Annotated in this window: 20 protein-coding genes; 7 read left to right on the top strand and 13 right to left on the bottom strand. The window is 67.9% G+C overall.

The window, feature by feature from the left end:
• Positions 1-5: 5 nt before the first annotated feature.
• Entirely contained in the window at positions 6-203 is a 198-nt protein-coding gene (locus tag ABD255_RS34180; protein WP_344220910.1) for a helix-hairpin-helix domain-containing protein, read from the top strand.
• A 21-nt stretch (positions 204-224) separates the two neighbouring features.
• Here the strand turns inward: ABD255_RS34180 and ABD255_RS34175 are convergent, their stop codons facing one another.
• Genes ABD255_RS34175 through ABD255_RS34165 form a run of 3 tightly spaced genes read right to left on the bottom strand, consistent with a single transcriptional unit; the run spans position 225 to position 2,537 of the window.
• A complete protein-coding gene (locus ABD255_RS34175) occupies positions 225-386 on the bottom strand; it encodes a hypothetical protein (RefSeq protein ID WP_344220909.1) in 162 nt (53 codons plus the stop codon).
• 58 nt (positions 387-444) lie between these two features.
• Positions 445-1,137 (bottom strand): DUF402 domain-containing protein, encoded by a 693-nt coding sequence (locus ABD255_RS34170; RefSeq protein ID WP_344220908.1) that lies wholly within the window; start codon positions 1,135-1,137, stop codon positions 445-447.
• Positions 1,134-2,537 (bottom strand): class II fumarate hydratase, encoded by a 1,404-nt coding sequence (locus tag ABD255_RS34165; RefSeq protein WP_344220907.1) that lies wholly within the window; start codon positions 2,535-2,537, stop codon positions 1,134-1,136. The genes ABD255_RS34170 and ABD255_RS34165 overlap by 4 nt, the downstream gene beginning before the upstream one ends.
• 79 nt (positions 2,538-2,616) lie before the next feature.
• Between ABD255_RS34165 and ABD255_RS34160 the strand changes: the two genes are divergently transcribed.
• On the top strand, positions 2,617-3,042 hold the full coding sequence (locus tag ABD255_RS34160) for a DUF3224 domain-containing protein (protein WP_344220906.1): 426 nt from the start codon (positions 2,617-2,619) through the stop codon (positions 3,040-3,042).
• Here ABD255_RS34160 and ABD255_RS34155 read toward each other — a convergent pair.
• The 4 genes from ABD255_RS34155 to ABD255_RS34140 all read right to left on the bottom strand — a co-directional run bounded on the left by ABD255_RS34155 (position 3,027) and on the right by ABD255_RS34140 (position 8,093).
• Positions 3,027-3,749, bottom strand: coding sequence for a spermidine synthase (locus tag ABD255_RS34155; protein ID WP_344220905.1), 723 nt, complete (start codon positions 3,747-3,749; stop codon positions 3,027-3,029). The genes ABD255_RS34160 and ABD255_RS34155 overlap by 16 nt on opposite strands.
• Positions 3,668-4,366: an aggregation-promoting factor C-terminal-like domain-containing protein gene (locus ABD255_RS34150; RefSeq protein ID WP_344220904.1), complete on the bottom strand. Its 699-nt coding sequence runs from the start codon at positions 4,364-4,366 to the stop codon at positions 3,668-3,670. Before ABD255_RS34150 ends, ABD255_RS34155 begins: the two co-directional genes overlap by 82 nt.
• Before the next feature lie 159 nt (positions 4,367-4,525).
• A complete protein-coding gene (phoH2, locus tag ABD255_RS34145; RefSeq protein WP_344220903.1) occupies positions 4,526-5,860 on the bottom strand; it encodes an RNA 5'-3' helicase PhoH2 in 1,335 nt (444 codons plus the stop codon).
• Positions 5,861-7,313: 1,453 nt separating this feature from the next.
• Positions 7,314-8,093: an isoprenyl transferase gene (locus ABD255_RS34140; RefSeq protein WP_344220902.1), complete on the bottom strand. Its 780-nt coding sequence runs from the start codon at positions 8,091-8,093 to the stop codon at positions 7,314-7,316.
• A 220-nt stretch (positions 8,094-8,313) separates the two neighbouring features.
• On the opposite strand from ABD255_RS34140, the gene trhA reads away from it, so the two are divergent.
• Positions 8,314-9,015 (top strand): PAQR family membrane homeostasis protein TrhA, encoded by a 702-nt coding sequence (gene trhA / locus ABD255_RS34135; RefSeq protein WP_344220901.1) that lies wholly within the window; start codon positions 8,314-8,316, stop codon positions 9,013-9,015.
• Positions 9,016-9,037: 22 nt separating this feature from the next.
• Here the strand turns inward: trhA and ABD255_RS34130 are convergent, their stop codons facing one another.
• Entirely contained in the window at positions 9,038-9,523 is a 486-nt protein-coding gene (locus tag ABD255_RS34130; protein WP_344220900.1) for a MarR family winged helix-turn-helix transcriptional regulator, read from the bottom strand.
• 115 nt (positions 9,524-9,638) lie between these two features.
• Here ABD255_RS34130 and ABD255_RS34125 point away from each other — a divergent pair, with 115 nt between their 5' ends.
• On the top strand, positions 9,639-10,823 hold the full coding sequence (locus ABD255_RS34125; protein ID WP_344220899.1) for a phosphotransferase: 1,185 nt from the start codon (positions 9,639-9,641) through the stop codon (positions 10,821-10,823).
• Here the strand turns inward: ABD255_RS34125 and ABD255_RS34120 are convergent.
• Positions 10,816-11,286, bottom strand: coding sequence for a nitroreductase family deazaflavin-dependent oxidoreductase (locus ABD255_RS34120; protein ID WP_344220898.1), 471 nt, complete (start codon positions 11,284-11,286; stop codon positions 10,816-10,818). The two genes, ABD255_RS34125 and ABD255_RS34120, sit on opposite strands and share 8 nt — an antisense overlap.
• 44 nt (positions 11,287-11,330) lie before the next feature.
• Between ABD255_RS34120 and ABD255_RS34115 the strand changes: the two genes are divergently transcribed.
• Positions 11,331-11,849, top strand: a complete 519-nt coding sequence (locus tag ABD255_RS34115; protein WP_344220897.1) for a hypothetical protein — start codon at positions 11,331-11,333, stop codon at positions 11,847-11,849.
• Between the two features lie 8 nt (positions 11,850-11,857).
• On the opposite strand, the gene ABD255_RS34110 is transcribed toward ABD255_RS34115, so the two are convergent.
• The 4 genes from ABD255_RS34110 to ABD255_RS34095 all read right to left on the bottom strand — a co-directional run bounded on the left by ABD255_RS34110 (position 11,858) and on the right by ABD255_RS34095 (position 20,206).
• Complete coding sequence (locus tag ABD255_RS34110; protein ID WP_344220896.1) at positions 11,858-13,276, bottom strand: M20/M25/M40 family metallo-hydrolase; 1,419 nt, start codon at positions 13,274-13,276, stop codon at positions 11,858-11,860.
• A 110-nt stretch (positions 13,277-13,386) separates the two neighbouring features.
• Positions 13,387-15,462: a M4 family metallopeptidase gene (locus ABD255_RS34105; RefSeq protein WP_344220895.1), complete on the bottom strand. Its 2,076-nt coding sequence runs from the start codon at positions 15,460-15,462 to the stop codon at positions 13,387-13,389.
• Between the two features lie 225 nt (positions 15,463-15,687).
• Positions 15,688-17,673 (bottom strand): thioredoxin domain-containing protein, encoded by a 1,986-nt coding sequence (locus ABD255_RS34100; RefSeq protein ID WP_344220894.1) that lies wholly within the window; start codon positions 17,671-17,673, stop codon positions 15,688-15,690.
• A 136-nt stretch (positions 17,674-17,809) separates the two neighbouring features.
• Positions 17,810-20,206, bottom strand: a complete 2,397-nt coding sequence (locus ABD255_RS34095; RefSeq protein ID WP_344220893.1) for a TOTE conflict system archaeo-eukaryotic primase domain-containing protein — start codon at positions 20,204-20,206, stop codon at positions 17,810-17,812.
• A 286-nt stretch (positions 20,207-20,492) separates the two neighbouring features.
• Here ABD255_RS34095 and ABD255_RS34090 point away from each other — a divergent pair, with 286 nt between their 5' ends.
• Together ABD255_RS34090 and ABD255_RS34085 are read left to right on the top strand one after the other, a co-directional pair.
• Complete coding sequence (locus ABD255_RS34090; protein WP_344220892.1) at positions 20,493-21,212, top strand: type IV toxin-antitoxin system AbiEi family antitoxin; 720 nt, start codon at positions 20,493-20,495, stop codon at positions 21,210-21,212.
• A complete protein-coding gene (locus ABD255_RS34085; protein WP_344220891.1) occupies positions 21,209-22,156 on the top strand; it encodes a nucleotidyl transferase AbiEii/AbiGii toxin family protein in 948 nt (315 codons plus the stop codon). Before ABD255_RS34090 ends, ABD255_RS34085 begins: the two co-directional genes overlap by 4 nt.
• Positions 22,157-22,668 lie beyond the last annotated feature (512 nt).

The raw sequence follows: 22,668 nt of genomic DNA, 5'->3' as shown, positions 1-22,668 counted from the left end.
CGACGTTGCCGGCCCCGATCGGCGATCTCCCGCCGATCGGGCGGCCGGCGAACAGCGCCCTGCTCGTGGCAGGCATCACCACCCTCGCGCAGGTGGCCGCCTGCGGCCGGCGGGAGTTGCTTGCCCTGCACGGGGTGGGGCCGAAAGCGGTGCGCATCCTCGAGGCAGCGCTCGACGAGCGAGGGCTTGCCCTCGCTGACTGACCCCCCTTGGGTCGACCCGTACTAGCTGGCGTTGGCTGCGGTGTTCGGGTCCGGGAGTTTGACCATCAGGTGCTTCGCCGCGCGGAGTTGGTCCGCCTCGTTGTGGCCGAAGGCCTGAAGGTACGACCCCAGAGCGGATCGCAGTAGCCGCAGCTCCTCGTCGTCGAGTTCGATCGTGTACATCTTTCCAAGGTAAGGCCGGAACCGGCGAAAAGCGCCACCCCGTGACCGACCCGTTGCGTCAGCCGAGGAGCTCCTCCGCGATGTGGGCGACGGAGTACCCGGTGGGGGCCTCGGGGAGCCTCAGGTGCGGATCCGGGCGCCAGTCCTGCCAGCCGTCGGCGAACGGCGACGTCCACGCCTGGATCTCCCGTACCGCGGCGTGCCCGTCCGCGGTGATCCGCTCCGCCTCGTCCGGGGTGAACCGGCCCGCGGTGACGGCGCCCTCCAGTTCGTCCTCGTCCTTCCACTCGATCCTCCGGTCCGGGTGGATCCACAGGTCGAGCACGTAGTCGACCGTGCTGGTCCGCCGGGCCTCGACATCGCGGCGGTGCTCGGCCTCGAGGTTCACGTACCAGCCGCGGAAGCCGTCGTCGTCGCCCCAGAAGTACCACACCGACCACGGCTTGCCGGCCGGGGCGATCTTCAGGATGCCGGTGCCGCGCCAGACGTCGAGCTTGAGCACCCTGTCCTCGGTGAACATGCCCACCGGACCCGCGTGCCGCGGCTCGCGACCGTCCGGGAGCACCGGCTTGATCAGCGGGGTCCCCGGCGCCAGCCACGCGACCAGCCCGTCCTCGTCGTCCTGGACCACGGTCATCGGGCGGACGTGCGGCAGGTCGCTGTGCCGGCCGGTCCCCTCGTAGCACCACTCGATCGTCGTGCCCGGCTCCCAGAAGTACCCCACGTCCGGCGTCGCCTCGGCCGCCGTCACGGCTGCGCCGGGCGGGTCATGGAGAGCACGTCGAGGGCCGCGTCCAACTGCTCCTCGGTCAGGTCCCCCTTCTCGACGTGACCGTTCTCGATCACGACCTCGCGGATCGTCTTGCCCTGCTTGAGCGCGCTCTTGGCCACGGCGGCAGCGTTCTCGTAGCCGATGTAGCGGTTCAGCGGGGTCACGATCGACGGCGACGACTCGGCCAGCGCCCGCGCGTGCTCGACGTTCGCGGTGATGCCGTCGACGCAGCGGTCGGCGAGCAGCCGGGACGTGTTGCTCAGCAGCTGGATCGACTCCAGCAGGTTGCGGGCGATCACCGGCAGCATCACGTTCAACTCGAAGTTGCCGCCGGCACCGGCCACGGTGATCGCGGTGTCGTTGCCGATCACCTGGGCGGCGACCATCAGCGCCGCCTCGCAGATCACCGGGTTCACCTTGCCCGGCATGATGCTCGAGCCCGGCTGCAGGTCCGGCAGCGAGATCTCGCCGAGGCCGGCCCGCGGCCCGGATCCCATCCAGCGCAAATCGTTGCAGATCTTGGTCAAGCTGACCGCGACCGTCTTCAGCTGTCCCGACAACTCCACCAGGCCGTCGCGGGCGCCCTGCGCCTCGAAGTGATCCGCGGCCTCGGTCAGCTCCAGGCCGGTCCGCTGGTTCAGCTCGGCGATCACCTTGGCGGCGAACCCGCGCGGCGTGTTGATCCCGGTCCCCACCGCCGTCCCGCCGAGCGGCAACTCGGCGACCCGCGGCAGCGTCGCCCGAACCCGGTCGGCACCGCGCCGGATCTGCGCCGCGTAGCCGTCGAACTCCTGGCCGAGGGTGACCGGGGTCGCGTCCATCAGGTGCGTCCGGCCGGACTTCACCACCTCGGCGAACTCCGATCCCTTGCTGGACAGGGATTCGGCCAGGTGCTCCAGCGCCGGCAGCAGCTCCCGCACGACGCCTGCCGTCGCCGCGACGTGGATCGCGGACGGGAACGTGTCGTTGCTGGACTGGCTGGCGTTGACGTGGTCGTTCGGGTGAACCTCGGCGCCGAGGTCGCGGGTCGCCAGGGTGGCGAGCACCTCGTTCACGTTCATGTTCGTCGACGTGCCCGAGCCGGTCTGGAACACGTCGATCGGGAACTCGCCGTCGAACTCCCCGGTGGCGACCCGGTCCGCGGCCGCGACGATGCCGTCGGCGAACTCGCGGTCCACCACGCCGAGCTCGGCGTTCACCACCGCCGCCGACGCCTTGATCTGCGCGAGCGCGTGCACGAGCGCCGGCGCCAGCGGCCGGCCGGAGATCGGGAAGTTCTCCACCGCACGCTGGGTCTGCGCCCGCCACAGCGCGTCGCGGGGCACCTTGACCTCGCCCATCGTGTCGTGCTCGATCCTGAATTCCACGTTGTCACCCATACCTGCAGCGTACGTCGATCCGGCCTGTCGGCCCGGACTGGTAGAACCGTTGTGGACAACGACACACGAGGGAGTGCGGATGCGGTTCACCCAGGCTTTCGAGATCACCAAGTGGGACCAGTCGACCTACGACAACGCCGAAGAGCTGGAGCTCGGGCGGGCCACCGTCGCCAAGAAGTTCACCGCCACCGGGGCTCAGCAGCCAGTCGAGGGAGGCGGCGACGCGGCGACCGACGAGGGATTGGCGGGCACCAGTTCAGCTGAGCTGCTGATGGTCGGCACCCCGGGCGGGCCGGCGGCGTACACGGCGGTCGAGCGGTTCACCGGCACCCTGAGCGGCCGCGAGGGAACGTTCGTGATGGTGCACGGCGCGACCGCGGACCAGAACTCCTCCCCCGGCCAGATCGTTGCCGCGTCAGGCGATCTTGCCGGCCTCACCGGCACCGTCGTCTTCGAGCACGACGAGCAGGGCCCGCGCCTGACCCTCGACTACGAACTGCCTTGATAGACGTAGTAGCTCTCGGCCCGTCCTTGCAATTGCACCGGGACGGGCCGCACCTCACACGCGCCGAAGGTTTCCCGGACAGCCAGCTCCAGCGCCTCGGACGCCGACGACGACCACACCGTCAGGACCCCACCCGAAGCCAGCCGACGCCGGCACTCGGCGAGGAAGAGACTCTCGTAGAGCGAAGAATTCTCGTTGTAGACAAGGAAGTCCGGCCCGTTGTCCACATCCAGCAGAATCGCGTCCACAGACCCGTCCGCCTGACCCAGTACTACGTCCCGCACGTCGCCGACCTCGACCCGCACCCTCGGGTCATCCAGCACCGACGGCACCAGCCCGTTCCGCATCCACTGCACGACGGCCGGCTCGATCTCGGCGACCACCACCTCGAGCACCCGCTGATCACGCAACAACGCGCGCACGGTGTACCCGAGCCCCAACCCGCCCACCAGCACCCGCCCGGGTCGCAGTACGGCGTCGAGCGCGACGGAGGCCAGCAACTCCTCGCTGGAGGTCTCCACGTCGTCCATCACGAACACGCCGTTGACGCGCAGTTCCAGCGCCCCGTCCTCCCGGCGTCGCAGCAGGAGTTCTCCCCGCTCACTGACGGCGCGCGCTATCTCGCTCAGTACCAGCCCTTGGCCTTGGAGTGGGACCAGGCGCTGCAGGGCGAACCGTACCGGTTCTCGATGTAGTCGAGGCCCCACTTGATCTGGGTGACCGGATTCGTCCGCCAGTCCTTGCCGTACGCCGCCATCCGGTTGCCGGGGAGCGCCTGCGGGATGCCGTACGCGCTGGAGGTCGGGTTGTCCGCGGTGACCCGCCAGCGGGACTCCTTGTTCCACAGGCTCTCGAGGCAGGAGAACTGGCCGTCCGACCAGCCGTGGTCGGCGAGCAGGTTCTTCGCGATCTCCTTGGGCGTGCCCTCGAGTTTCTTGCGCTCGGCGTCGCGGCTGGCGCGTTCCTCGCGGGAGTTCTCGTCGGTCTTCTTCAGCGCCTTGTAGCGGGCCAGCGCGGTGTTCTTCGCCTTCTGCCGCAGGTCGGCCTGGTCCTGGGCGGCCTTGCGGGCCGCGTCGACGGCCTCGATCTGGTTGCGCAGCCGGATGACCTCCTGCGCCTGCTGCTCGGCCGTGAGCGGCTTGGCCGACGGCTTCGCGGCGGCCTTGGCCCGCTCGCTGTTCAGTACGGCCATCTGGGCGCGTCCGGAGACCGAGTCCGACGCGGCGCTGCTCCCGGGGGAGCTGAAGAGGTCAAGGCCTGCGACAACGGAGACGACGGCGATCCCACTGACTGCGAGGACCGCGACGGAGCGCTTCGCTTTCATCTGTCCTTCCGAGAAACCCGACCCCCGTCGGCTGCAACAGGAACATACTCTGACCTAAACAGACCGTGATCACAAGAACGTCACAACGAACGGTGCGGCCACAGAGGCTGTGGCCGCACCGGGTACCGCGAAATCCTTACTTCTGTTTTACAGAAAGTCTCACAGCTGCACGTCCTCCAGCATCTCGGTGACCAGCGCGGCGATCGGCGAACGCTCCGACCGGGTCAGCGTGACGTGGGCGAACAACGGGTGCCCCTTCAGCTTCTCCACCACCGCGACGACCCCGTCGTGCCGCCCGACCCGCAGGTTGTCGCGCTGGGCCACGTCGTGGGTGAGGACCACCCGCGAGTTCGCCCCGATCCGGGACAGCACCGTCAGCAGCACGTTGCGTTCCAGCGACTGGGCCTCGTCCACGATCACGAACGCGTCGTGCAGCGAGCGGCCGCGGATGTGGGTCAGCGGCAGTACCTCGAGCATGCCGCGGTCCATCACCTCGTCGATCACGTCGCCGCTGGTCAGCGCGCCCAGCGTGTCGTGCACGGCCTGCGCCCAGGGCGCCATCTTCTCGGACTCCGAGCCGGGCAGATAGCCGAGCTCCTGACCGCCGACCGCGAACAGCGGCCGGAACACGACGACCTTCTTGTGCTGCCGCCGCTCCATCACCGCCTCCAGCCCGGCGCACAGGGCCAGCGCCGACTTGCCGGTGCCGGCGCGGCCGCCGAGCGAGATGATCCCGACGTCGGGATCCAGCAGCAGGTCCAGCGCGACCCGCTGCTCGGCGGACCGGCCGCGGATGCCGAAGGCCTCCCGGTCGCCGCGGACCAGCCGGATCCGCTTGTCCGGCATCACCCGGCCGAGTGCGCTCCCGCGCTCCGACAGCAGCACGAGCCCGGTGTGGGTCGGGAACTCCCGGCCCTCGGGGATGTCCAGCACGCCGTCCTCGTACAGGGCGTCGACGTCGCTGACCGGCACCTCCAGCTCGTCCATACCGGTCCAGCCGGACTCCAGCGCCAACTCGGCGCGGTACTCCTCGGCGTCCAGGCCGCAGGCCGAGGCCTTGACCCGCATCGGCAGGTCCTTCGACACCAGCGTGACGTCGCGGCCCTCGGCCTGGAAGTTGCACGCCACCGCGAGGATGCGGCTGTCGTTGTCGCCGAGCCGGAAACCGGCCGGCAGGCTCTCCGGGTCAGTGTGGTTGAGCTCGACCCGGAGTGTTCCACCCTTCTCCCCCACTGGCAGGGGCGCGTCCAACCGTCCGTGCTGGATCCGGAGCTCGTCCATCAAGCGCAACGCGGTGCGAGCGAAGTAGCCGAGCTCTGGGTGATGCCGTTTTGCCTCCAGTTCGGTGACGACGACGACCGGAATGATCACCTCGTGCTCGTCGAACCGCTCCATCGCGTGCGGATCGGACAAGAGCACGGAGGTGTCCAGCACGAAAGTGCGCTGGTCCGGCGTGGATGAGGGGTTTGACGCCTTGGCGTGGGTGGCAGCCATGTCGCACGTCCTCTCGGACCGCAGCGTGCACCACGCCCGGTCCACCAGTGGTTAGGTGTTGGACCGGGTCCGGGCCCGGGGATCTGGTGCAGACCCCCTCCGCCACGCAACCCGCGCGTGACCGGAAATCAGCGAGGATGAGACCGAGGGTCTCGGGCACTCCGTTCGACCCCTCATGGGGCTACCGGCGAGCAGTTACGTCTCATCTGATCGGGCCTCCCGGACAGCCGGCTTCCCCTCCGACCGTCACTTAGGACTGTAGGTCGGTCCTGCGAACGCCGCAGCCCGACACGCCCGCCCACGGGGTTAACGGCTTGTTACACGTTTCCCCCACCCGGGCGACGCCGTTCACCCAGCGGAGTGAACCGGTACCGCGGTGCGCCGCAGCACGCTGATCGCATGCTGAAAACGGCGATCGGATACGCGACGGCCCTGTGGTCGCTGGCGTACGGAGTACTGGGTGTCCATTGGACCGCGGGCGGCGGCGACTTCCCGTTCGCCGTGCTCGACGAGGACCATTCGACCGCGTCCATCCTCGAAGGGACGCCGGCCGGGATCGTGGCGCCGCTGATGGCGGCGTTCGGCCTGATCGGCGCGGTGGTGGCCGTGGTGATGACGCGGCGCGCACCGAAGGGGCTCGGGCTCCAGGTCTTCGCGGTGGTGATGGCCGTCGTCCTGGCGCTGGTGATCCCCGACTACACACCGCTGGCGATGCTGGCTCTGTCACCCGCGATCGTGGTCTTCGCGTTCACCGGCGTGCCAGGCGAGCAGGACGGTGTCGGCGACATCCTCTACTGGCACCGGGCGAACATCCTGATCATGTTCGTGGGCGGCCTTCTATGGGCCGCTACGGCCGTCATCTATCACCGCAGGCGCCACGAGGCCTGCATCAGCTGTGGACGCGGCGACAAGCCCGTCAAAGCCTGGATGACGCCCGCAGGGGCGCTCCGCTGGGGTCGCTGGGCAGTCCTGATCGCCGCGGTCTCGAACATCCCGTACGAGTTCACCCGGATCGCCTGGTACTTCGGCTGGCCGCTCGGCATCACCGACGAGTTCCACCAGATGATGGTCGACACCCCCGGCATGCTCGAGATCGGCCTCGCGATGGCGGCGATGGGCATCGGCGGCGGCATCCTCACGCACGGCCTGGTGCACCGCTGGGGTGAGGTCTATCCCCGCTGGATCTGGTTCAAGGCGGGCCGGCGGGTCCGCCCGGCGGTGGCGATCGTCCCGGCGTCGATCGTGGCCGTGGTGCTGATCCCCGCCGGCCTGATGAACATCCGGCTGCCAGGCGACAACGCGGGCTCCTTGTGGGGCCTCGCGATGCCCGGCATGCTCTGGGTCGTCTGGGGAGCCGCACTCGGCGCCGCCACCTACGCCTACTACCTCCGCCGCCGTACTACGTGCCGCCGCTGCGGCCGCGGGGACGCTGAGGTCGCGGACGTCGCCGTACTCAGGTCCCGAAGCGGCGCTCTCGCTGGGCGTAGCTCCGGATCGCGCGAAGGAAGTCGACGTGACGGAAGTCCGGCCAGAGCGCCTCGCAGAAGTAGAACTCGCTCAGCGCGCTCTGCCACAACAGGAAGCCGCCCAGCCGCTGCTCCCCCGACGTCCTGATGACCAGGTCCGGGTCCGGCTGGCCCTTCGTGTACAGGTGCTCGGCGATGTGCTCGACGTCGACCCGCTCGGCGAGCTCCTCGATCGAGATGCCCTTGGCGGCCTCTTCGAGCAGCAGCGAGCGGACCGCGTCGGCCAGCTCGCGGCGGCCGCCGTACCCGACCGCGACGTTGACCAGCATGCCGTCGACGTTCTCGGTGGCGGCCTCGGCGCCCTTCAGTACTTCGGCCGTCGCGCCCGGCAGCAGATCGAGCGCGCCGACCGGGTGGATCCGCCACTGGCCGATCGAGGTGAGCTCCTCGACGGTCTGCTCGATGATCCGCAGCAGCGGCTCCAGCTCCTCGGCCGGGCGGGTCAGGTTGTCGGTGGACAGCATCCACACCGTGACGACCTTGACGCCGACCTCGTCGCACCAGTGCAGGAACTCGGTGATCTTGGTCGCCCCGGCCTCGTGCCCGCGCGACACCGGGTCGCCGGCGGCCCTGGCCCAGCGCCGGTTGCCGTCGATGATGACGCCGATGTGCCGGGGCATCCGGTCCGGTGACAGCGAGCGCGCCAGCCGGCGCTCGTACAGTCCGTAGACGACGTCGCGCAGCTTTGCTTTGCCAGGTGTGGGCATGGGCAGATGTTCTCCTCGAAGACTCTCAGGCTTCGAGGCTAGCGGAGAAAAACGTTTCCGTAGAGTGAGCGAACTTTTGCCTCTGTTCGTGCATCAGACACTCCGGGGAGTCTGTCTGTCCCGGTGATATCGCCTACATTTCATCCTTGTGGACCATTGAACCTACGCCTGCGTAGGTTACGGTTGCGTAGGTACCCGACGCGCGCACGAGAGGATGGCGATGACGGCCAATTCCACCACCACCCCACCCGCCGAGCGCCACCATCGCCTCACCGACGCGCTCTCCCCGCTCAAGCCGAAACTGCGCGGCTGGCTGCACGCGGGCACGTTCCCGCTCGCCACCGCGGCCGGCATCGTGCTGATCTGCCTGGCGCCGAGTTCGAGCGCCCGCTGGGCCGCCGCGGTCTACACGCTGGGCGCGATGCTGCTGTTCGGCATCTCGGCGCTCTACCACCGCTTCTACTGGGGTCCGACCGGCGAGGCGATCCTGCGCCGACTCGACCACAGCAACATCTTCCTGCTGATCGCCGGCACCTACACCCCGCTGGGCATGGTGCTGCTGCGCGGCGACGAGCGGGTGCTGCTGCTCAGCATGGTCTGGGGCGGCGCCGTGCTGGGCATCCTGTTCCGGATCTTCTGGGTCGGCGCGCCCCGCTGGCTCTACACGCCGATCTACCTGGCGCTGGGCTGGGTCGCGATCTTCTGGATGAACGACTTCTACCACCTGGGCGGCGCGGCCGTGGTGACGCTGCTCGCGATCGGCGGCGGCCTCTACTCGATCGGCGCGGTCATCTACGGCACGAAGCGGCCGAACCCGTCACCCCTGTGGTTCGGCTTCCACGAGATCTTCCACGCCTGCACCGTGGCCGCCTTCATCTGCCACTACATCGCGGTCAGCATCGCCACCTACCGGGCGGGCTAGGCCGAGGCCCTGACTCAGGACACTAGGTCTCCTGCAGTGAGCGCAGGTCGTCGATGAGCGGCTCACCCAACTCGAGCATGGCTTCGCGGAACACGTCGTACCGCTCCGGGCCGAGCTGATCGCGCCACTGCCGCTCGACGCGCCCGATCGCCGCCTGGCTGAAGACCACGGCCTCGTCCCCCTTGGCCGTACGCCGAACCAGTCGGACCCGGCGATCCTCCGGCAACCGCTCCGACGCCGTGTAGCCGCGCTCCTGCAGGTAGTCCATGTGCTGCCCGAGCGCTTGCTTCGTCATCCCCGCGATCTCGGCCAGGTCGGTGATCCGGGCCCCGCTCTCGGGCATCAGCTCCAGCAGCCGGAAATGTGACACCCGCAGGCCGGGGAAAAGCCGCTCCGAGTCCTCCAGAACCTCCAGTCGCAACCGCTTGAGCACGAGGCCCAGAAGGGCGGCGACATGCGGCCCGCGGACGCCGGCCGAGCGACCCGAAAGGGCGTTGACGGAAGTCATAAGGCAACTTTACTATCTGGATGGTAAGGCTGCTTTACTTTTTCGTCCGGGTGGTCTGAAGATGAGCTGAAGGTTCGGCGGCAGCATCGGAACATCACCGAGGCCGGGGGGACCCATGAACACCACGACGACAGCAGACGGGCTGGCCGCGCTGGGCCGGGACGCACCGACCGGGGAGGCGCTGGCCAGTCTGGTGCGGACCATCACCGGTCGGCCCGACGCCGTACCGGCCGGCGCCCGGGTGGAACCGGTCGACTACCCGATCGGAACCCCGAGTACCGAGGCGCTGCTCCGGGTGTTCGGCACCGCCGGCCTGCCCAGTGGGGAGTCGGTCGACTGGTCCTGCTTCGTCAAGAAGCTCCAGTCGGTCCGGCATTCGCCGATCATCCAGTTCGTCCCCGAGCAGATCCGCGACGACTTCATCCGCAACATGCCGTGGAAGCTGGAGGTCGCGGTGCACCGCAGCGACATCGCGTCGGTGCTTCCGGACGGCCTGCGACTGCCGCGGCTGTACTGGATCAGCGAGTACGACGACGACCGGGCCACCCTGTGGATGGAGAACGTGATCCAGCGGCCCGGCTGCTGGAAGCTGGACCGGTTCGAGCGGGCGGCGCAGTTGCTCGGCCAGTTGTCCGCCCGGCGCCAGCCACACCTGACCAGGCCGTTCGTGGTCCGGGACGACGTCGAGACCCGCGGAAGTGGTTTGCGATACTACACGAACGGCCGCGTGATGATGGCCGCTCTTCCCGCCCTGGCGAATGAGGAGACGTGGCAGCACCCGCTGCTCGCGGAAGCCGTCCGCAACGTGGGTGACCACGGGCTGCGGGAAGACCTGCTCGACCTGGGGCAGCGGCTGCCCGCAGTACTGGATGCGCTGGACGCGCTGCCGCAGTGCTACCAGCACGGGGACGCGAGTCCGCAGAATCTGCTGGTGCCGATGGACAAGCCGGACGAGTTCGTGGCGATCGACTGGGGGTTCGACTGCCCGCAGGCCGTCGGGTTCGACCTCGGCCAACTGCTGGTGGGCCTTGCCCACGCAGGCGAGTTGGAGCCGGGGGAACTGCCGACGATCCACCAGATCATCCTTGCGGCGTTCATGGAGGGATTGGCCGCCGAAGGGATGACCGTGTCGGAGGAGGAGGTGCGGTACGGCTATCTGGGCTCTCTGCTGGCCCGCGCCACCTTCACCGCCTTGCCACTGGAGGCGCTGGGCCGGGCGGGCGATGACGACCTGAAGCTGTTCGAGCAGCGAGTGCGGCTCACTCGCACCCTGGTCGACCTGGTGTCGCCGATCAGCTAGGCGTCAGGACGAATACCCGGATTGCCCGGCCGCTGCGTTCGACGTACGTGTCGTAGGCGGGCCAGACCCGGGTGACGAGTGGCCAGACCCGGTCCCGCTCCGGCCCTTCTGCCAGGGCGGAACGGACCGGGACCTCTCGTCCACCGGACAGCAAGACCGTCGCCTCGCAGCAGGCGAGCAGGTTGGCGGACCAGGCGGGATGCTCCTTCTGACCCCAGTTGGAGGCCGTGACGACGAACGCGTCACCGTCGGGAGCGTAGAGCAGCGGCACGGTCCGCGGCAGGCCGGACTTCCGGCCCTTGGTGGTCAGAAGCAAAGTAGGCAAGGCGGATCGCCCGAGGATGGTGACCCGGCCGCCGGTCGTGCGTTGCAGCCAGCGATCTAGTGGTACCACTGCGCGACCGACCGCGGCGAACCAGGGCCGGTGCCCTAACGACCGGATGACATTCGTGTACCAGCCCATGCACGAAGTCTGCCGTCACCCCGCGAGTGGGTATGGATGAGGGTGTGAAGAGCATCCGGTACGCAGTTCTGGCAGCCGCCGCCGGCCTGGTCCTGACCGGGTGCGGCGACGAATCGGACCCCGGCGCGGGCGCTTCGCCGTCCGCCTCGTCCAGCAGCATGCCCACCCCCGGTTCCCCGACCAGCGGTACTCCGACGACCGGTACGCCGGGCGCGTTGCCGCTGACCGTCACCAGGACCGGCGGATTCGCCGGGTTCGACGACCACATCGTCGTCGGGACGGACGGGATCACCAGCATCGGTTCGCGGGGCAAGGATCCCGTCCGCTGCAAGCTCGAGGCCGGTTTCCTCAACACCCTCACGACCGCGGCCGGCCAGGTCGACTGGGCGAGTGTCGGCGTCACGAAGCCGACCGTGCGACACCCCGACGACATGATCGTCGCGGTCGGGGCCGGCGGCGGACTCGCCCGACTCGAGGATCCGAAGCTGAAGCCGTTGGCGGCCCCGGTGAGCACTCTGCTCACCGAAGCCGCCGCGCCCGGCAAGCTCTGCAAGCCGGTCTAGGCCCCCGATCAGTTGGCCGTCAGGGCCACATCGTCGATCACGAAGCTCGTCTGCAGCGACGAGTCCTCCTGGCCGAGGAACCTGATCGTGACGGTTTTGCCCTTGTAGGCAAGGACGTTCAGCGTCTTCTGCACGTACGACGTACTCTTGTTCAGGTTCGAGTACGTCGCCAGCGTGGTCGTCGTGGCACCGTCGACCACCTGCACCTTCACCGTGTCGTAGACGGTCGAGGTGGTCGTCTCGGTCGTGTCGATCCGGATCCACAACGACAGCGCGGCAGCCGTCGCCGACGACGGGATCGCCACGGACTGGCCGAGGTTCTCCGTGGTGGTGCGGCCGTTGCCCTGCAGCCAGGCCTTGTAGGTGCCGGCGTGCGCGGGCCTGGAGGTGCTGTTGGTGATCACGCCGGTGGTGCCGGTCCAGTTCACCGCGCCCGACTCGAAGCCCGGGTTCTGGATCAGGTTGTCACCGGCCGGCGGCTCGGTGCTTCCGTACTCCTTCTGCGCGTAGTTCCAGATCATGTGGCCGATGGCATCGATCTGGCGGTCCAGCGAGGTCAGGTTGAGGTTGTTGATGTTGTCGCAGGAGCGGTGGTAGCACGGGTCGTACGCCTGCCCGGCCGTGCCGCCCCACTTGGCCGCCTGCGCGGACGTCTTGGTCCCCTCGGCGCCGGAGAACGTCCCGGCGGTGGCGATGCCGAGCGCGCGGAACGCCGCGTGGTCCGAGCGACCTTGTACGTCGATGTACTCGGTCTGGATGCTCTTGCCGGTGAAGTAACTGGTCAGGTCGTCGCGGGCGCCGTTGCCGGCCGGGTTGTCGTTGTAGACGAAGTAGCCGGGGTTGGGCGACCCGATCATGTCGAAGTTCAGGTAGAGCTCGATCTTGTCGCGCTCGGCCGCGGGCAGGTTGTTGACGTAGTACTTCGAGCCGAGCAGGCCGAGCTCCTCGGCGCCCCAGAAGCCGAAACGCAAACGATTCTTGGGGTTCTGGCCACTGGCAGCGTAGGCGAGTGCGGTTTCGAGTACGCCGGCGCTGCCGGTTCCGTTGTCGTTGATGCCGGGCCCGGAGCTGACGCTGTCCAGGTGCGAGCCGGCCATCACGACGTGGTTCGCGTCGCCGTGCGGCCACTCGGCGATCACGTTGTACGACGTACCGGCCGAGGTGGAGAACGACTGCAGGAAGGTGGTGTAGCCGGCCGCGTCGAGCTTCGACTTCACCCAGTTGGCCGACGCGAGGTAGCCGGGGCGGCCGGTGTAGCGGTTGCCGCCGTTGCTGGTGGCGATCGACTGGAACTGGTCGAGGTGCGCCTTGGCGTTGGTGACGGAGATGTCGGGCGACTCGACAGCCTGGGCGGAGCTGCCGGGGACGAGGACGGCGGTGGCGACCAGGCCGACGCCGAGTACGCCGTACAGCGGGGACTTGAGCATGGGGGAACTCCTTTGCCTCACAAACCGTGGCTCACAAAAGAGGCCGGGGCGTACGACCTGGGCGGAGGTCGTACGCCCCGGACTTGGTCACAGCGGGACTGGCCGGTGGATCAGCCTGCTACCAGCGAGACATCGTCGATGACGAAGCTGGTCTGCAGCGAGTAGTCCTCCTGGCCGAGGAACTTCACCGAGACGGTCTTGCCCTTGTAGGCGGTCACGTTGAAGGTCTTCTGTACGTAGGACGTGTTCTTGTTCAGGTTCGAGTACGTCGCCAGCGTGGTGGTCGTGCCACCGTCCACGATCTGCACCTTCACCGTGTCGTAGACCGTGGAACTGGTGGTCTCGGCGGTGTCGATCCGGATCCACAGCGAGAGACTGGCCGAGGTGGCTGCCGCCGGGATGGCGACGGACTGGGCGATGTTCTCGGTGGTGCTGCGGCCGTTGCCCTGCAGCCAGGCCTTGTAGGTGCCGCCGTGTGCGGGCTTCGAACTGCTGTTGGTGATCACACCCGTCGTGCCGGTCCAGTTGGCCGCTCCCGACTCGAAGCCCGGGTTCTTGATCAGGTTGTCACCGGTCGGCGGCTCGGGGTCGGTGCCGCCACAGGTGGCCGAGCCGGCCGGGACCGAGATGGCGGTGAAGGCCGCCGCGATGCCGGCGCACTGCGCCGAGCCGGTGCCGTACAGCTCCTTGGCGGAGTTGATCGCACCGTCACGGGCATTGCCGTAGGTGCTGCCCGAGGTGAGCTTGGTGCTCAGCGTCCGGTACCAGACCTTGGCCGCCACGTCGCGGCCCACCGGGGTGACGGTCGACCCGTCGCAGGCGGTGCTGGCGTGGGTGACGCCACCGATGACCTTGCTGCCGGTGCCCTCGGAGGCCAGGTAGAACCAGTGGTTCAGCGGGCCGGAGGAGTAGTGCGGGTCAGCGCCGCCGACCGCGCCGCTGTAGCAGTCGTAGCTGCGGCCGTCCTTGCTCGGCTTGTCCATGTAGCGCAGCGGGGTGCCGTTGCCGTTGATGTTGATCTTCTCGCCGATCAGGTAGTCACCCGGGTCGGACGAGTTGTTCGCGGAGAACTCGACGGCGGTGCCGAAGATGTCCGAGGTGGACTCGTTCAGACCACCCGCGTCGCCGAAGTAGTTCAGGTTCGCGGTCGCCTCGGTGACGCCGTGGCTCATCTCGTGGCCGGCCACGTCGATCGAGGTCAGCGGCCGGGCGTTGCCCGAGCCGTCGCCGTACGTCATCTGGGTGCCGTCCCAGAACGCGTTCACGTAGGCGTTGCCGTAGTGCACGCGGGACCGCGCACCCTGGCCGTTGTTGAAGATGCCGTTGCGGCCGTGGACGTTCTTGTAGTAGTCCCAGGTCAGCTGCGAGCCGTAGTGCGCGTCGACGCCGGCGGTCTGGCGGTTCGCGGTGGTGCCGCTGCCCCAGGTGTCGTCGGGGTCGGTGAAGGTGGTGCCGGACCCGGAGGTCGCGCCGTTCAGGTCGGTGGTCCAGTTGCCACCGCGGCTCGGGTCCGTCATCGAGAAGCTGCCCGACGTGCCGATGCTCACCGTGCCGGAGTACATCGAGTTGCCGGTACCGGTCTTGATCTCGTCGTCCTGGGCCAGGACGGCGCCGGTCTTGGCGTCGACGAAGGTGTGCAGCACCGACGGGGTCTGGTCGGCCTTGACGCCCGAGGTGACGACCTCGTAGGCCAGGACCGGCTTGCCGGTGGCGGCGAAGACGACCAGCGCCCCCTTGTTGCTGGTGGCCTTGAAGTCCGCGGCCTTCGAGCCCTTGGCGAGCGCGGCGGCCTGCGACAGCGTCGGCTTGGTGGACGGGACACCCACCTTGGTCGCGCCGCGGTTGTAGATCACGCTCTTGATCGTGTCGCTGTCACGCTTCACGATCAGGTCGCCGCCGACGACCTTGAGACCGTTGTAGGTACGGTCGTAGCGGACGTGCTCGATGCCGTCGGCATCCTTGACGATGTCGCGGACCTTGAGCACCTCGCCACCTCCGAGGCCGAGGGCGGCGGCCGTCTGCGCGGTCAGCGCCTGTTCGGCCTGGACGGCGGCCGGCTGGTTGAAGCCGGAAGCCGGGAGCGGAGCCGTCCGGTTGGCGGCTCCCGCGGGCGACCCGGTGAAGGCTCCGGCCATTCCCGCTGCTGCGACGATGGCCACCGCCCCTGCTGATGTCAGTCGTTTCAAGACAACATCTCCTCACGGTGTGGTCGCTGTTTGGGCGCAGCGACCAGTTCAAATGGGGACGCCGGATGTATCTGGCCCAGCAGTGCCACTGCTCACTTGTGACACTGCGTGTCAGGACATGCGAGTTCTGTTACATCCGACTGAGGGAGGACTCTGGCCCCCGCACGGCGCTGAGTCAAGGGATTCCGGCGAAACGACAGGGAAAACCCGCACTGGCGCGCGTTGTCAGCGAGCGCTGTCCACCTCACGGCGAAGGTCTTCCGGCAACACGACCGGCAGCCGGCAGGTGAACTTCTGACACACGTAGGCCGCGGGCTGCCCGCCGACGAGGTCGCGCCCGGCAAGCAACGGCACGTCGTCGGCCCCCGGCTCGCCACTCACCACGGCCGTCCCCCACGGCGCGTCCTTCAGCGCGGTGCGCAGCAGTTCGCCGGACTCCCCCACGATCGCGATCTCCAGCGGGCCACCTGCCTGCGTCTCGGCCACCGCCAGACCGCGCCCGGCGAACCGCGGAGCGCGGTCGGCCAGAGCCGACGAAGCAGCCAGCGCCTGCTGGGCGGCCTCCTCGTAGCGGGCCGATCCGGTCACCGAGGCCAGCGTCGTCAGCGCCTCGGCAGCCAAGGACACCCCGGACGGGCTGGCGTTGTCCGTCGCGTCCTGCGGACGCCACACCAGCGTCTCGGCGTCGCCGGCCGTGTCATAGAAGATGCCATCGGCAACGAATTGGCCGAGCACCCGCTCCAGCAGGGCTTGGGCGATCCGCAACCACGAACTGTTGCCGGTGACACCGAGCAGCGTGAGGCACGCCTGGGCGAAGGCCGCGTAGTCCTCCAGTACTCCGTGCGCGGTGCCCACCTTGCCGTCGCGCGAGGTGCGGCGCAGGATTCCGGACTCGTCCAGATGCACGTCCCGGACCAATTCGGCCGCGGCCACCGCCGCCTCGACGTACTCGGGCTTCTCCAGTACTACGCCCGCCCGGGCCAGCGCCGTGATCGCGAGCCCGTTCCAGGCGGCGACCACCTTGTCGTCGCGACCCGGGTAGGTCCTGGCCTGCCGGGCGTTCCGCAGTACGGCTTGGGCTTTGTGCCAGCGGGCCGGGTCCTCGGGATCGCGGCGGAGTTGCAGGACGGAGGTGCCGTGCTCGAAGGTGCCGGTGACGCTGCAGAGGTCGATCACCCAGTCGGCGTCGTCGCCGAGCAGTTCACGGAGCTCCTCGGGGGACCAGACGTAGTACAGGCCTTCTTCGCCCTCGGTGTCGGCGTCGAGCGCGGAGGCGAATCCACCCTCGGGGGTGCGGAGCTCGGCGAGCAGGAAGTCGGCGGTCTCGGTGGCGACGCGCTTGGCCAGCGGCTCCTCGGTGATCGCCCACCAGTGCGTGTAGACGTCGAGCAGCAGGGCGTTGTCGTACAGCATCTTCTCGAAGTGCGGGATCACCCACTGCCCGTCCACGCTGTACCGCGCGAATCCCCCGGCCAACTGGTCGTACATGCCGCCGCGGGCCATCCGCTCGCACGTCTGCGCGACCATCGTCAACGCGTTCTCGGACCCGGTCCGGCGATGATGGCGGAGCAGGAAGTCCAGCACCATCGACGGCGGGAACTTCGGCGCCGACCCGAACCCGGCATCCACCGGATCGAAGTCCATCGCCAGCAACTCCACTGCCCGATCCAGCGCGGGCAGCTCGATCGCCCCCTGTACTGCGCTCGCCCGCGCCCCGAGTTGGTCGACCACCGAGCGGCCGATGTCGTCGATCTGCTGTCGCTTGGTCCGCCAGGCCTCGGCCAGCGACTCCAGCACCTGCCGGAACGTCGCCATCCCCGGCCGAGGCTCCGACGGGAAGTAGGTGCCGCAGAAGAACGGCTCGGCCGTCGGCGTCAGGAACACCGACATCGGCCAGCCCCCGTGGCCCGTCATCGCGACCGTGGCCTGCATGTAGATCGCGTCCACGTCCGGACGCTCCTCGCGATCCACCTTCACGCAGACGAAGTTCTCGTTCAGGTAGGCCGCTGTCTCCTCGTCCTCGAACGACTCGTGCGCCATCACGTGACACCAGTGGCACGCAGCGTAACCAATTGATAGCAGAACGGGTACATCGCGCCGCCGCGCTTCCTCGAAAGCCTCCGGAGTCCAGGGCCACCAATCCACTGGATTCTCAGCGTGTTGGAGCAGGTAGGGACTTGTGGAGGATCCGAGACGGTTCACATCGGCCATCCTCTCGCAGACCCAGCGGCACAGCGCGCCAGCGACCAAATGATGCATGACGGTGATGCAACAGGCCCCGCCACTGTTTACCAGTGACAACTGCATCACTTCGACCATCTGTGATGCATCAGCCGAGGGACCGCCTTCAGGCCCGGTCGAATCGCAGCCGCTTGTACCCGGGCATGCGTCGCTGGAGCGAGACTGCCAGCATCGGAACGAGCACATCGTGGTAGTCGTGGACCTCAGCGACGGTCTTGCCGGGTGCCGGGCGCACGACTCGCCCGGCGCACTGGAGCAGGAGTCCATCGAAGGAGATCGGCGCCGCGAGGAACAGGGTGTCCAGGGCCGGTGCGTCGAACCCTTCGCCGACGAACGGTGTGGTGCCCACAACCAGGACACCGTCCCCGGCCTTGGCGTCGGCGAGTCGTTCGACGATGGCACGCCGCTCCTTGGCTGGCATGCCGCCCTGGAGCACAAGCGGTTCGTGACCACGACCAGCCAGGAGCGAGGTCAGCGTCTCGAGGTGGGCCACCCGGCGGGTCAGGATCAGACAGTTCCGCCCCCGGGTGAGAGCGGCGTGGACGTCGTCGACGATCTTCTCGTTGCGATTTTTGTCGACGGTGAGTGCCCGGTGAGCCTCGGCGATAAGCGACGGCGCATCCTGAGCAATGTCTGCCGCGGTGAAGCTGGTCTCGTGCACATGCAGCACTCGCGCCGGTCCTGCACTGGCGTCGGCTGCTTCGGGCAGCGTCCCTGGTATCTCGTCAGTCATCGTGTGCCGGACCGGTCCGAGCTGCCAGCGCAGAAGCTCGCCGAGGCCGTCGCGGCGGTCAGGGGTGGCAGTGAGACCGAGCCAATACCTGGCGCCGATCTTCTTCACCGAGTGGTCGTAGGCAGCTGCGGCTACGTGGTGAGCTTCGTCGACGATGATCTGTCCGTATCCGGTAGTCAGGTTCTCGATGTCGTCATGCCTGGCCAGGGTGGGCAGCATGGCGACATCGACGATCCCTGTCAGCTTGGTCCGTCCGCCGCCGAGCTGTCCTGGTTTGAGGCCGAGGAACTCGGTCAGTCGAGTCCGCCATTGGTCGGCGAGGGCCTTGCGGTCGACCAGGATCAGTGTGGACACCGCTCGTTCGGCGATGACCGCGCACGCCATAACGGTCTTGCCCGATCCTGGCGGGGCGACCAGGATGCCGTCGTCGTGCGCGAGCAGCTCGCCGACTGCCGCGGCCTGCCGGTCGGCGAGCTCGCCGATGAGCGCGACGTCGATCTCCGTGCCCGCCATCCGGTTGTCGGTGACATCGAGGCGGGCACCGCTGCGCTCGACGATGCCGGTGACCAGGTGCCGGAGTCCGCGAGGCAGGACAAGCTTCTCGTCCAGGGTCAGGTCGTAGCCGGTAACGAACCGCGGGGTTTCCCAGGTGGACTTGCGCAGCCGTTGCCGCTCGTAGAATTTCGGGTTCGCCATCGATGCGGCATGCTTGAAGGTCGCAAGAGCAGCGGGCGGGAGTGCGGTCGCGTCGAGAACCAGGCCGGCGGCGAGTTCGGCGCGCACCACCGGCGGCATGGGCGGGTGCACCTTGGTGGACTCGGCTCGTGCCAGGGTCGTGACGTCGCTGCCAACGGTGGCGCGTGCCGCCTTACGGGCGAGACGGGCGGCGTCACCCGGGGTGAGCCGGTCCAGCGTCGAGAGGAACGCCCACTGGTCCTCGTACGGTTCCAGCGTGGCCGGGTCGAGGAAGAGCGTGAGCCCGTTCTTGCGGCGGTTGCCGTGGAGCGGTGCGGCGATCAGGTTGCCAGGACCAGAGCCGGGCAGTACGTCCTGGCTTGGGAACAGACGGTCGTAGGAGCCTAGGCTCATGGCGCCGCGCTGGAGGATGGCCTCGTGGATCAGCGCAGTCCCGACCGCGCGTGCCGTCTGTGCGGGGATCGCCTCGGTGAAAAAGATCCACACGTGTGCCCCAGCACCGGACTGGGAGATCTCTAGCGCAGCGGGGACGCCTGCAGTTCGGGCGGCCTTGACGTACGCAAGGGCGTCGAGCATCGCGGTCTTGCCGTCGAAGTCTGCGGCCAGCCACCAGCAGGTGTTGTTTGGGAGCATCGGGTACAGGCCGATGAACAGATCCTGCCGCGACCGCGCAGCCAGGTGCTCCGCGACGACATCTGGAGTCAGCGGGAGCAGGCGGGCGGTCGCGCGAGTCATACCCTTGCGCCACCCACCCGCCGCCACAGGCATCCACCCTTTCTTTCCCGTGCGTGGATCCTCCCAATGCTTGGCGTACGTGTCGTTCCTGGCACGGAACAGGCTCAGGTAGAGGGCGAGCTTCTGCTGCGTCGTCGAGCCTGCCATCGACACCAGCCCACCAGGCCCGATCGGGGCCGCGAGTTGCTCGGCCGCGGGCGTGGTGTCCTGGCCTCGTAGCTCCAGCAGACGCGACAACCGCGCATTCTCAACCCGCAACCGGTCTCGCTCGGCCCGGAGCTCGGACAGCTCACGACGCAGGTCGAGGCCGCCGCCATCGCGATCGTCACCGACTCTCACGCGACCATCCTGCCAGGTGCAAATACTGAATACGTTTCACGATGAGCGAGCATGCTGACAGCTCACACTAGGCGCGAACAACGCATCAGCACACTGTCATTGACAGCCTCAAGGTATCTAACCTGGTTACTCAGGCGTCCGGCTTGACAATGCTGTCACATACGGTACATTGGTATCCGAAATGGTTACCTGGGAGGCTCTCATGACAGTACCTGCACGGACCCTGTCGCGAGGCCTTGCACATTTGGTCGCTGACCTGGAGCTCCGTCAACTCACCTTGGTCAGGATGGACGACCTTGCCCGCCTCGCCGAGGAGGTTGGGCTTCGAACTCCACCGAAGATACTCGCCGGCCGGCTGCGCGCGGCAGGGTGGCTACTACCCACCGGGCAACGCGGTGTGTACGAGTTCGCCCCCGGTGCGCACGCCGGACCCTACGGTCACGGCGACCCGTTCATCGACTTGCGGGCCGCAATGCTGGCTGGTCACGACTCAGCGACAGTTGCCCTGGGCAGCGCTCTGTGGCTCCACGGATTGGCCGAGCGCGCACCGGATCGCCACGAGATCGCAGTGCCGGTCAAGACAGTGGTCCCCGACTCGCTCAAGCAGCGCATGCGAGTCATGCATTTCTCCGCTCGACTCACCCCAGCGGACCTCGATCAACTTCCGGTCCACCAGCCAGCCACCATCCTGGCTCACCTGGCGACCAAGCCAGGCGACGTGCGGGACTGGACCACGTTCGCCGAGGCACTCCCCGACCTCGCCGAGCGGTCCCCGGTCAACGATCTGGACGAGGAACTACACCGGCGACCGACCACCGTACGCCCACGACTTGCCTATCTACTCAGCGGCGTCGCGCCAAAGACAGCGGACCTGCTGCAACCGACCAAACCAAACAACGTGACCTGGTTTGGTCGACCCCGAGTCACTCGGCGCTTTGACAAGCGCTTCAACGTGGCCGACGGCCTACTGCCATTCGACCCCCGCGAACTCACAGAGGCGACATGAGCCGCATCACCACTGGTTGGCTGGCACGTCACACCCCTCAGGGACCCGGCGGTCGGCACGCCGCTCTGATCGACGTTGCACAGGATCTCCTGCTCGCACACCTGCATGAGCAAGCCACATTCGAGCACCTCGTATTCAAGGGCGGCACCGCACTGCGCAAGCTCTATGCGGGCAACGCAGGACGCTTTTCCACCGATCTGGACTTCTCGGTCCGTGACCCCGCCGATGACCCAACCGTTGTGTCCGACCTGCTGCGCGGTGAGATCGACGGTCTCGAGATCGACGGCTTCCACTACCGCGTTGACGACCATCGCGGACGACCACAAGTTGCCTACGACACACCGTTCGGTGGGGTCGGCAATCTGACGACCAAGCTCGACATCGGACCAGCCCCGTGGCTGCCACCCGACCAGCGGGGATGGATCCGGCTCGCCATCCACGACGCCTACGACCTGCCGACCGCTCTACCGGTGATGGCGCTCACGGAGAACATGGCCGAAAAGATCGCGCGCCTCACCCGGCGCACACCCGCACGTGATGTGTACGACCTGGTGTGGATCGCAACCAACAGCCCTCACTCGAGCTTCGACCGCGCAGCAGTGCGTCGCCTGGCCGTACTCAAGAACTGGGTCGACCAGTACGGTCTGGCCTCGCCGCCAACGCTGTGGTCCCCAGTCTCCGGCGCGGTCGCCTATGACCCCGCACTCTGGCGCCGAGCCAGGACAGCCGCCGACTTCGACGAACAAAGCATCGGTCTACTCGCTGTACCGCCACCCAGCCTGAACGAGCTCAGCGAGCAACTGCGCAGCCTCTACGGCTTCCTCGCCGAACTCGACGACATTGAGCTGGCGATCCTCGCCGGCGGCGCGAGCAGCCGAGGACAAGTCCTCGACGCAATCAGACAGCTCCACGGTGCCCGCTACGCCGACCGCGCCCTGTACTAGACCGTCGTCGCCCCTGACCTGCCGCGAAGGTCTCGTAGTCCTGCTGATCATCCAGGCGAAGTCCGGGTACGAGCTCGCCGTGATTGGTTGGGTCTGCTTCAAGCTGCACGCAGCTGGTGGCTGGCCTACCGCGTTCCCGTCCGAGCGACCAGTCTGCCGAAGTTGAACGCGATGCCGAGCCGGTCGCATCTAAACGACTTGCGGAACTCAGCACGCCGGCAAACGCGTGCCACCGACGAAATCATGGTCTGGTACGTCCTCGAACGATTCCTCTGCCAGCTCGCCACATCTCCGGCTGGCCGCCCGACTTCTCGACTGGCCTGCCCGGGACCGTACCCGCGAGGAAGGTTCGCCGGATGCGCTGTTCGTGTCGGGCCTGGACCGGTCGGCCGCTGCTGATGCCTGAGGAGTCGCCGTCGTTGCGGTGGTCAGCTCGGTACGATCCTCCGCATCGGCCACCTCCAGCGTCACGGTCACGTCGTCATGTTGACCCAGGTGCGGCGCGACGGTCT

The sequence above is a fragment of the Kribbella sancticallisti genome, assembly GCF_039530625.1.
Lineage (GTDB): Bacteria > Actinomycetota > Actinomycetes > Propionibacteriales > Kribbellaceae > Kribbella > Kribbella sancticallisti.
This window is presented reverse-complemented; position numbering and strand designations above follow the sequence as displayed.

Coding starts and splice junctions, on each gene's coding strand:
- ABD255_RS34175 (WP_344220909.1), bottom strand. CDS start 386: ATGTACACGATCGAACTCGACGACGAGGAGCTGCGGCTACTGCGATCC.
- ABD255_RS34165 (WP_344220907.1), bottom strand. CDS start 2,537: ATGGGTGACAACGTGGAATTCAGGATCGAGCACGACACGATGGGCGAG.
- ABD255_RS34160 (WP_344220906.1), top strand. CDS start 2,617: ATGCGGTTCACCCAGGCTTTCGAGATCACCAAGTGGGACCAGTCGACC.
- ABD255_RS34150 (WP_344220904.1), bottom strand. CDS start 4,366: ATGAAAGCGAAGCGCTCCGTCGCGGTCCTCGCAGTCAGTGGGATCGCC.
- phoH2 (WP_344220903.1), bottom strand. CDS start 5,860: ATGGCTGCCACCCACGCCAAGGCGTCAAACCCCTCATCCACGCCGGAC.
- ABD255_RS34140 (WP_344220902.1), bottom strand. CDS start 8,093: ATGCCCACACCTGGCAAAGCAAAGCTGCGCGACGTCGTCTACGGACTG.
- trhA (WP_344220901.1), top strand. CDS start 8,314: ATGACGGCCAATTCCACCACCACCCCACCCGCCGAGCGCCACCATCGC.
- ABD255_RS34130 (WP_344220900.1), bottom strand. CDS start 9,523: ATGACTTCCGTCAACGCCCTTTCGGGTCGCTCGGCCGGCGTCCGCGGG.
- ABD255_RS34125 (WP_344220899.1), top strand. CDS start 9,639: ATGAACACCACGACGACAGCAGACGGGCTGGCCGCGCTGGGCCGGGAC.
- ABD255_RS34120 (WP_344220898.1), bottom strand. CDS start 11,286: ATGGGCTGGTACACGAATGTCATCCGGTCGTTAGGGCACCGGCCCTGG.
- ABD255_RS34110 (WP_344220896.1), bottom strand. CDS start 13,276: ATGCTCAAGTCCCCGCTGTACGGCGTACTCGGCGTCGGCCTGGTCGCC.
- ABD255_RS34100 (WP_344220894.1), bottom strand. CDS start 17,673: ATGGCCGATGTGAACCGTCTCGGATCCTCCACAAGTCCCTACCTGCTC.
- ABD255_RS34090 (WP_344220892.1), top strand. CDS start 20,493: ATGGACGACCTTGCCCGCCTCGCCGAGGAGGTTGGGCTTCGAACTCCA.
- ABD255_RS34085 (WP_344220891.1), top strand. CDS start 21,209: ATGAGCCGCATCACCACTGGTTGGCTGGCACGTCACACCCCTCAGGGA.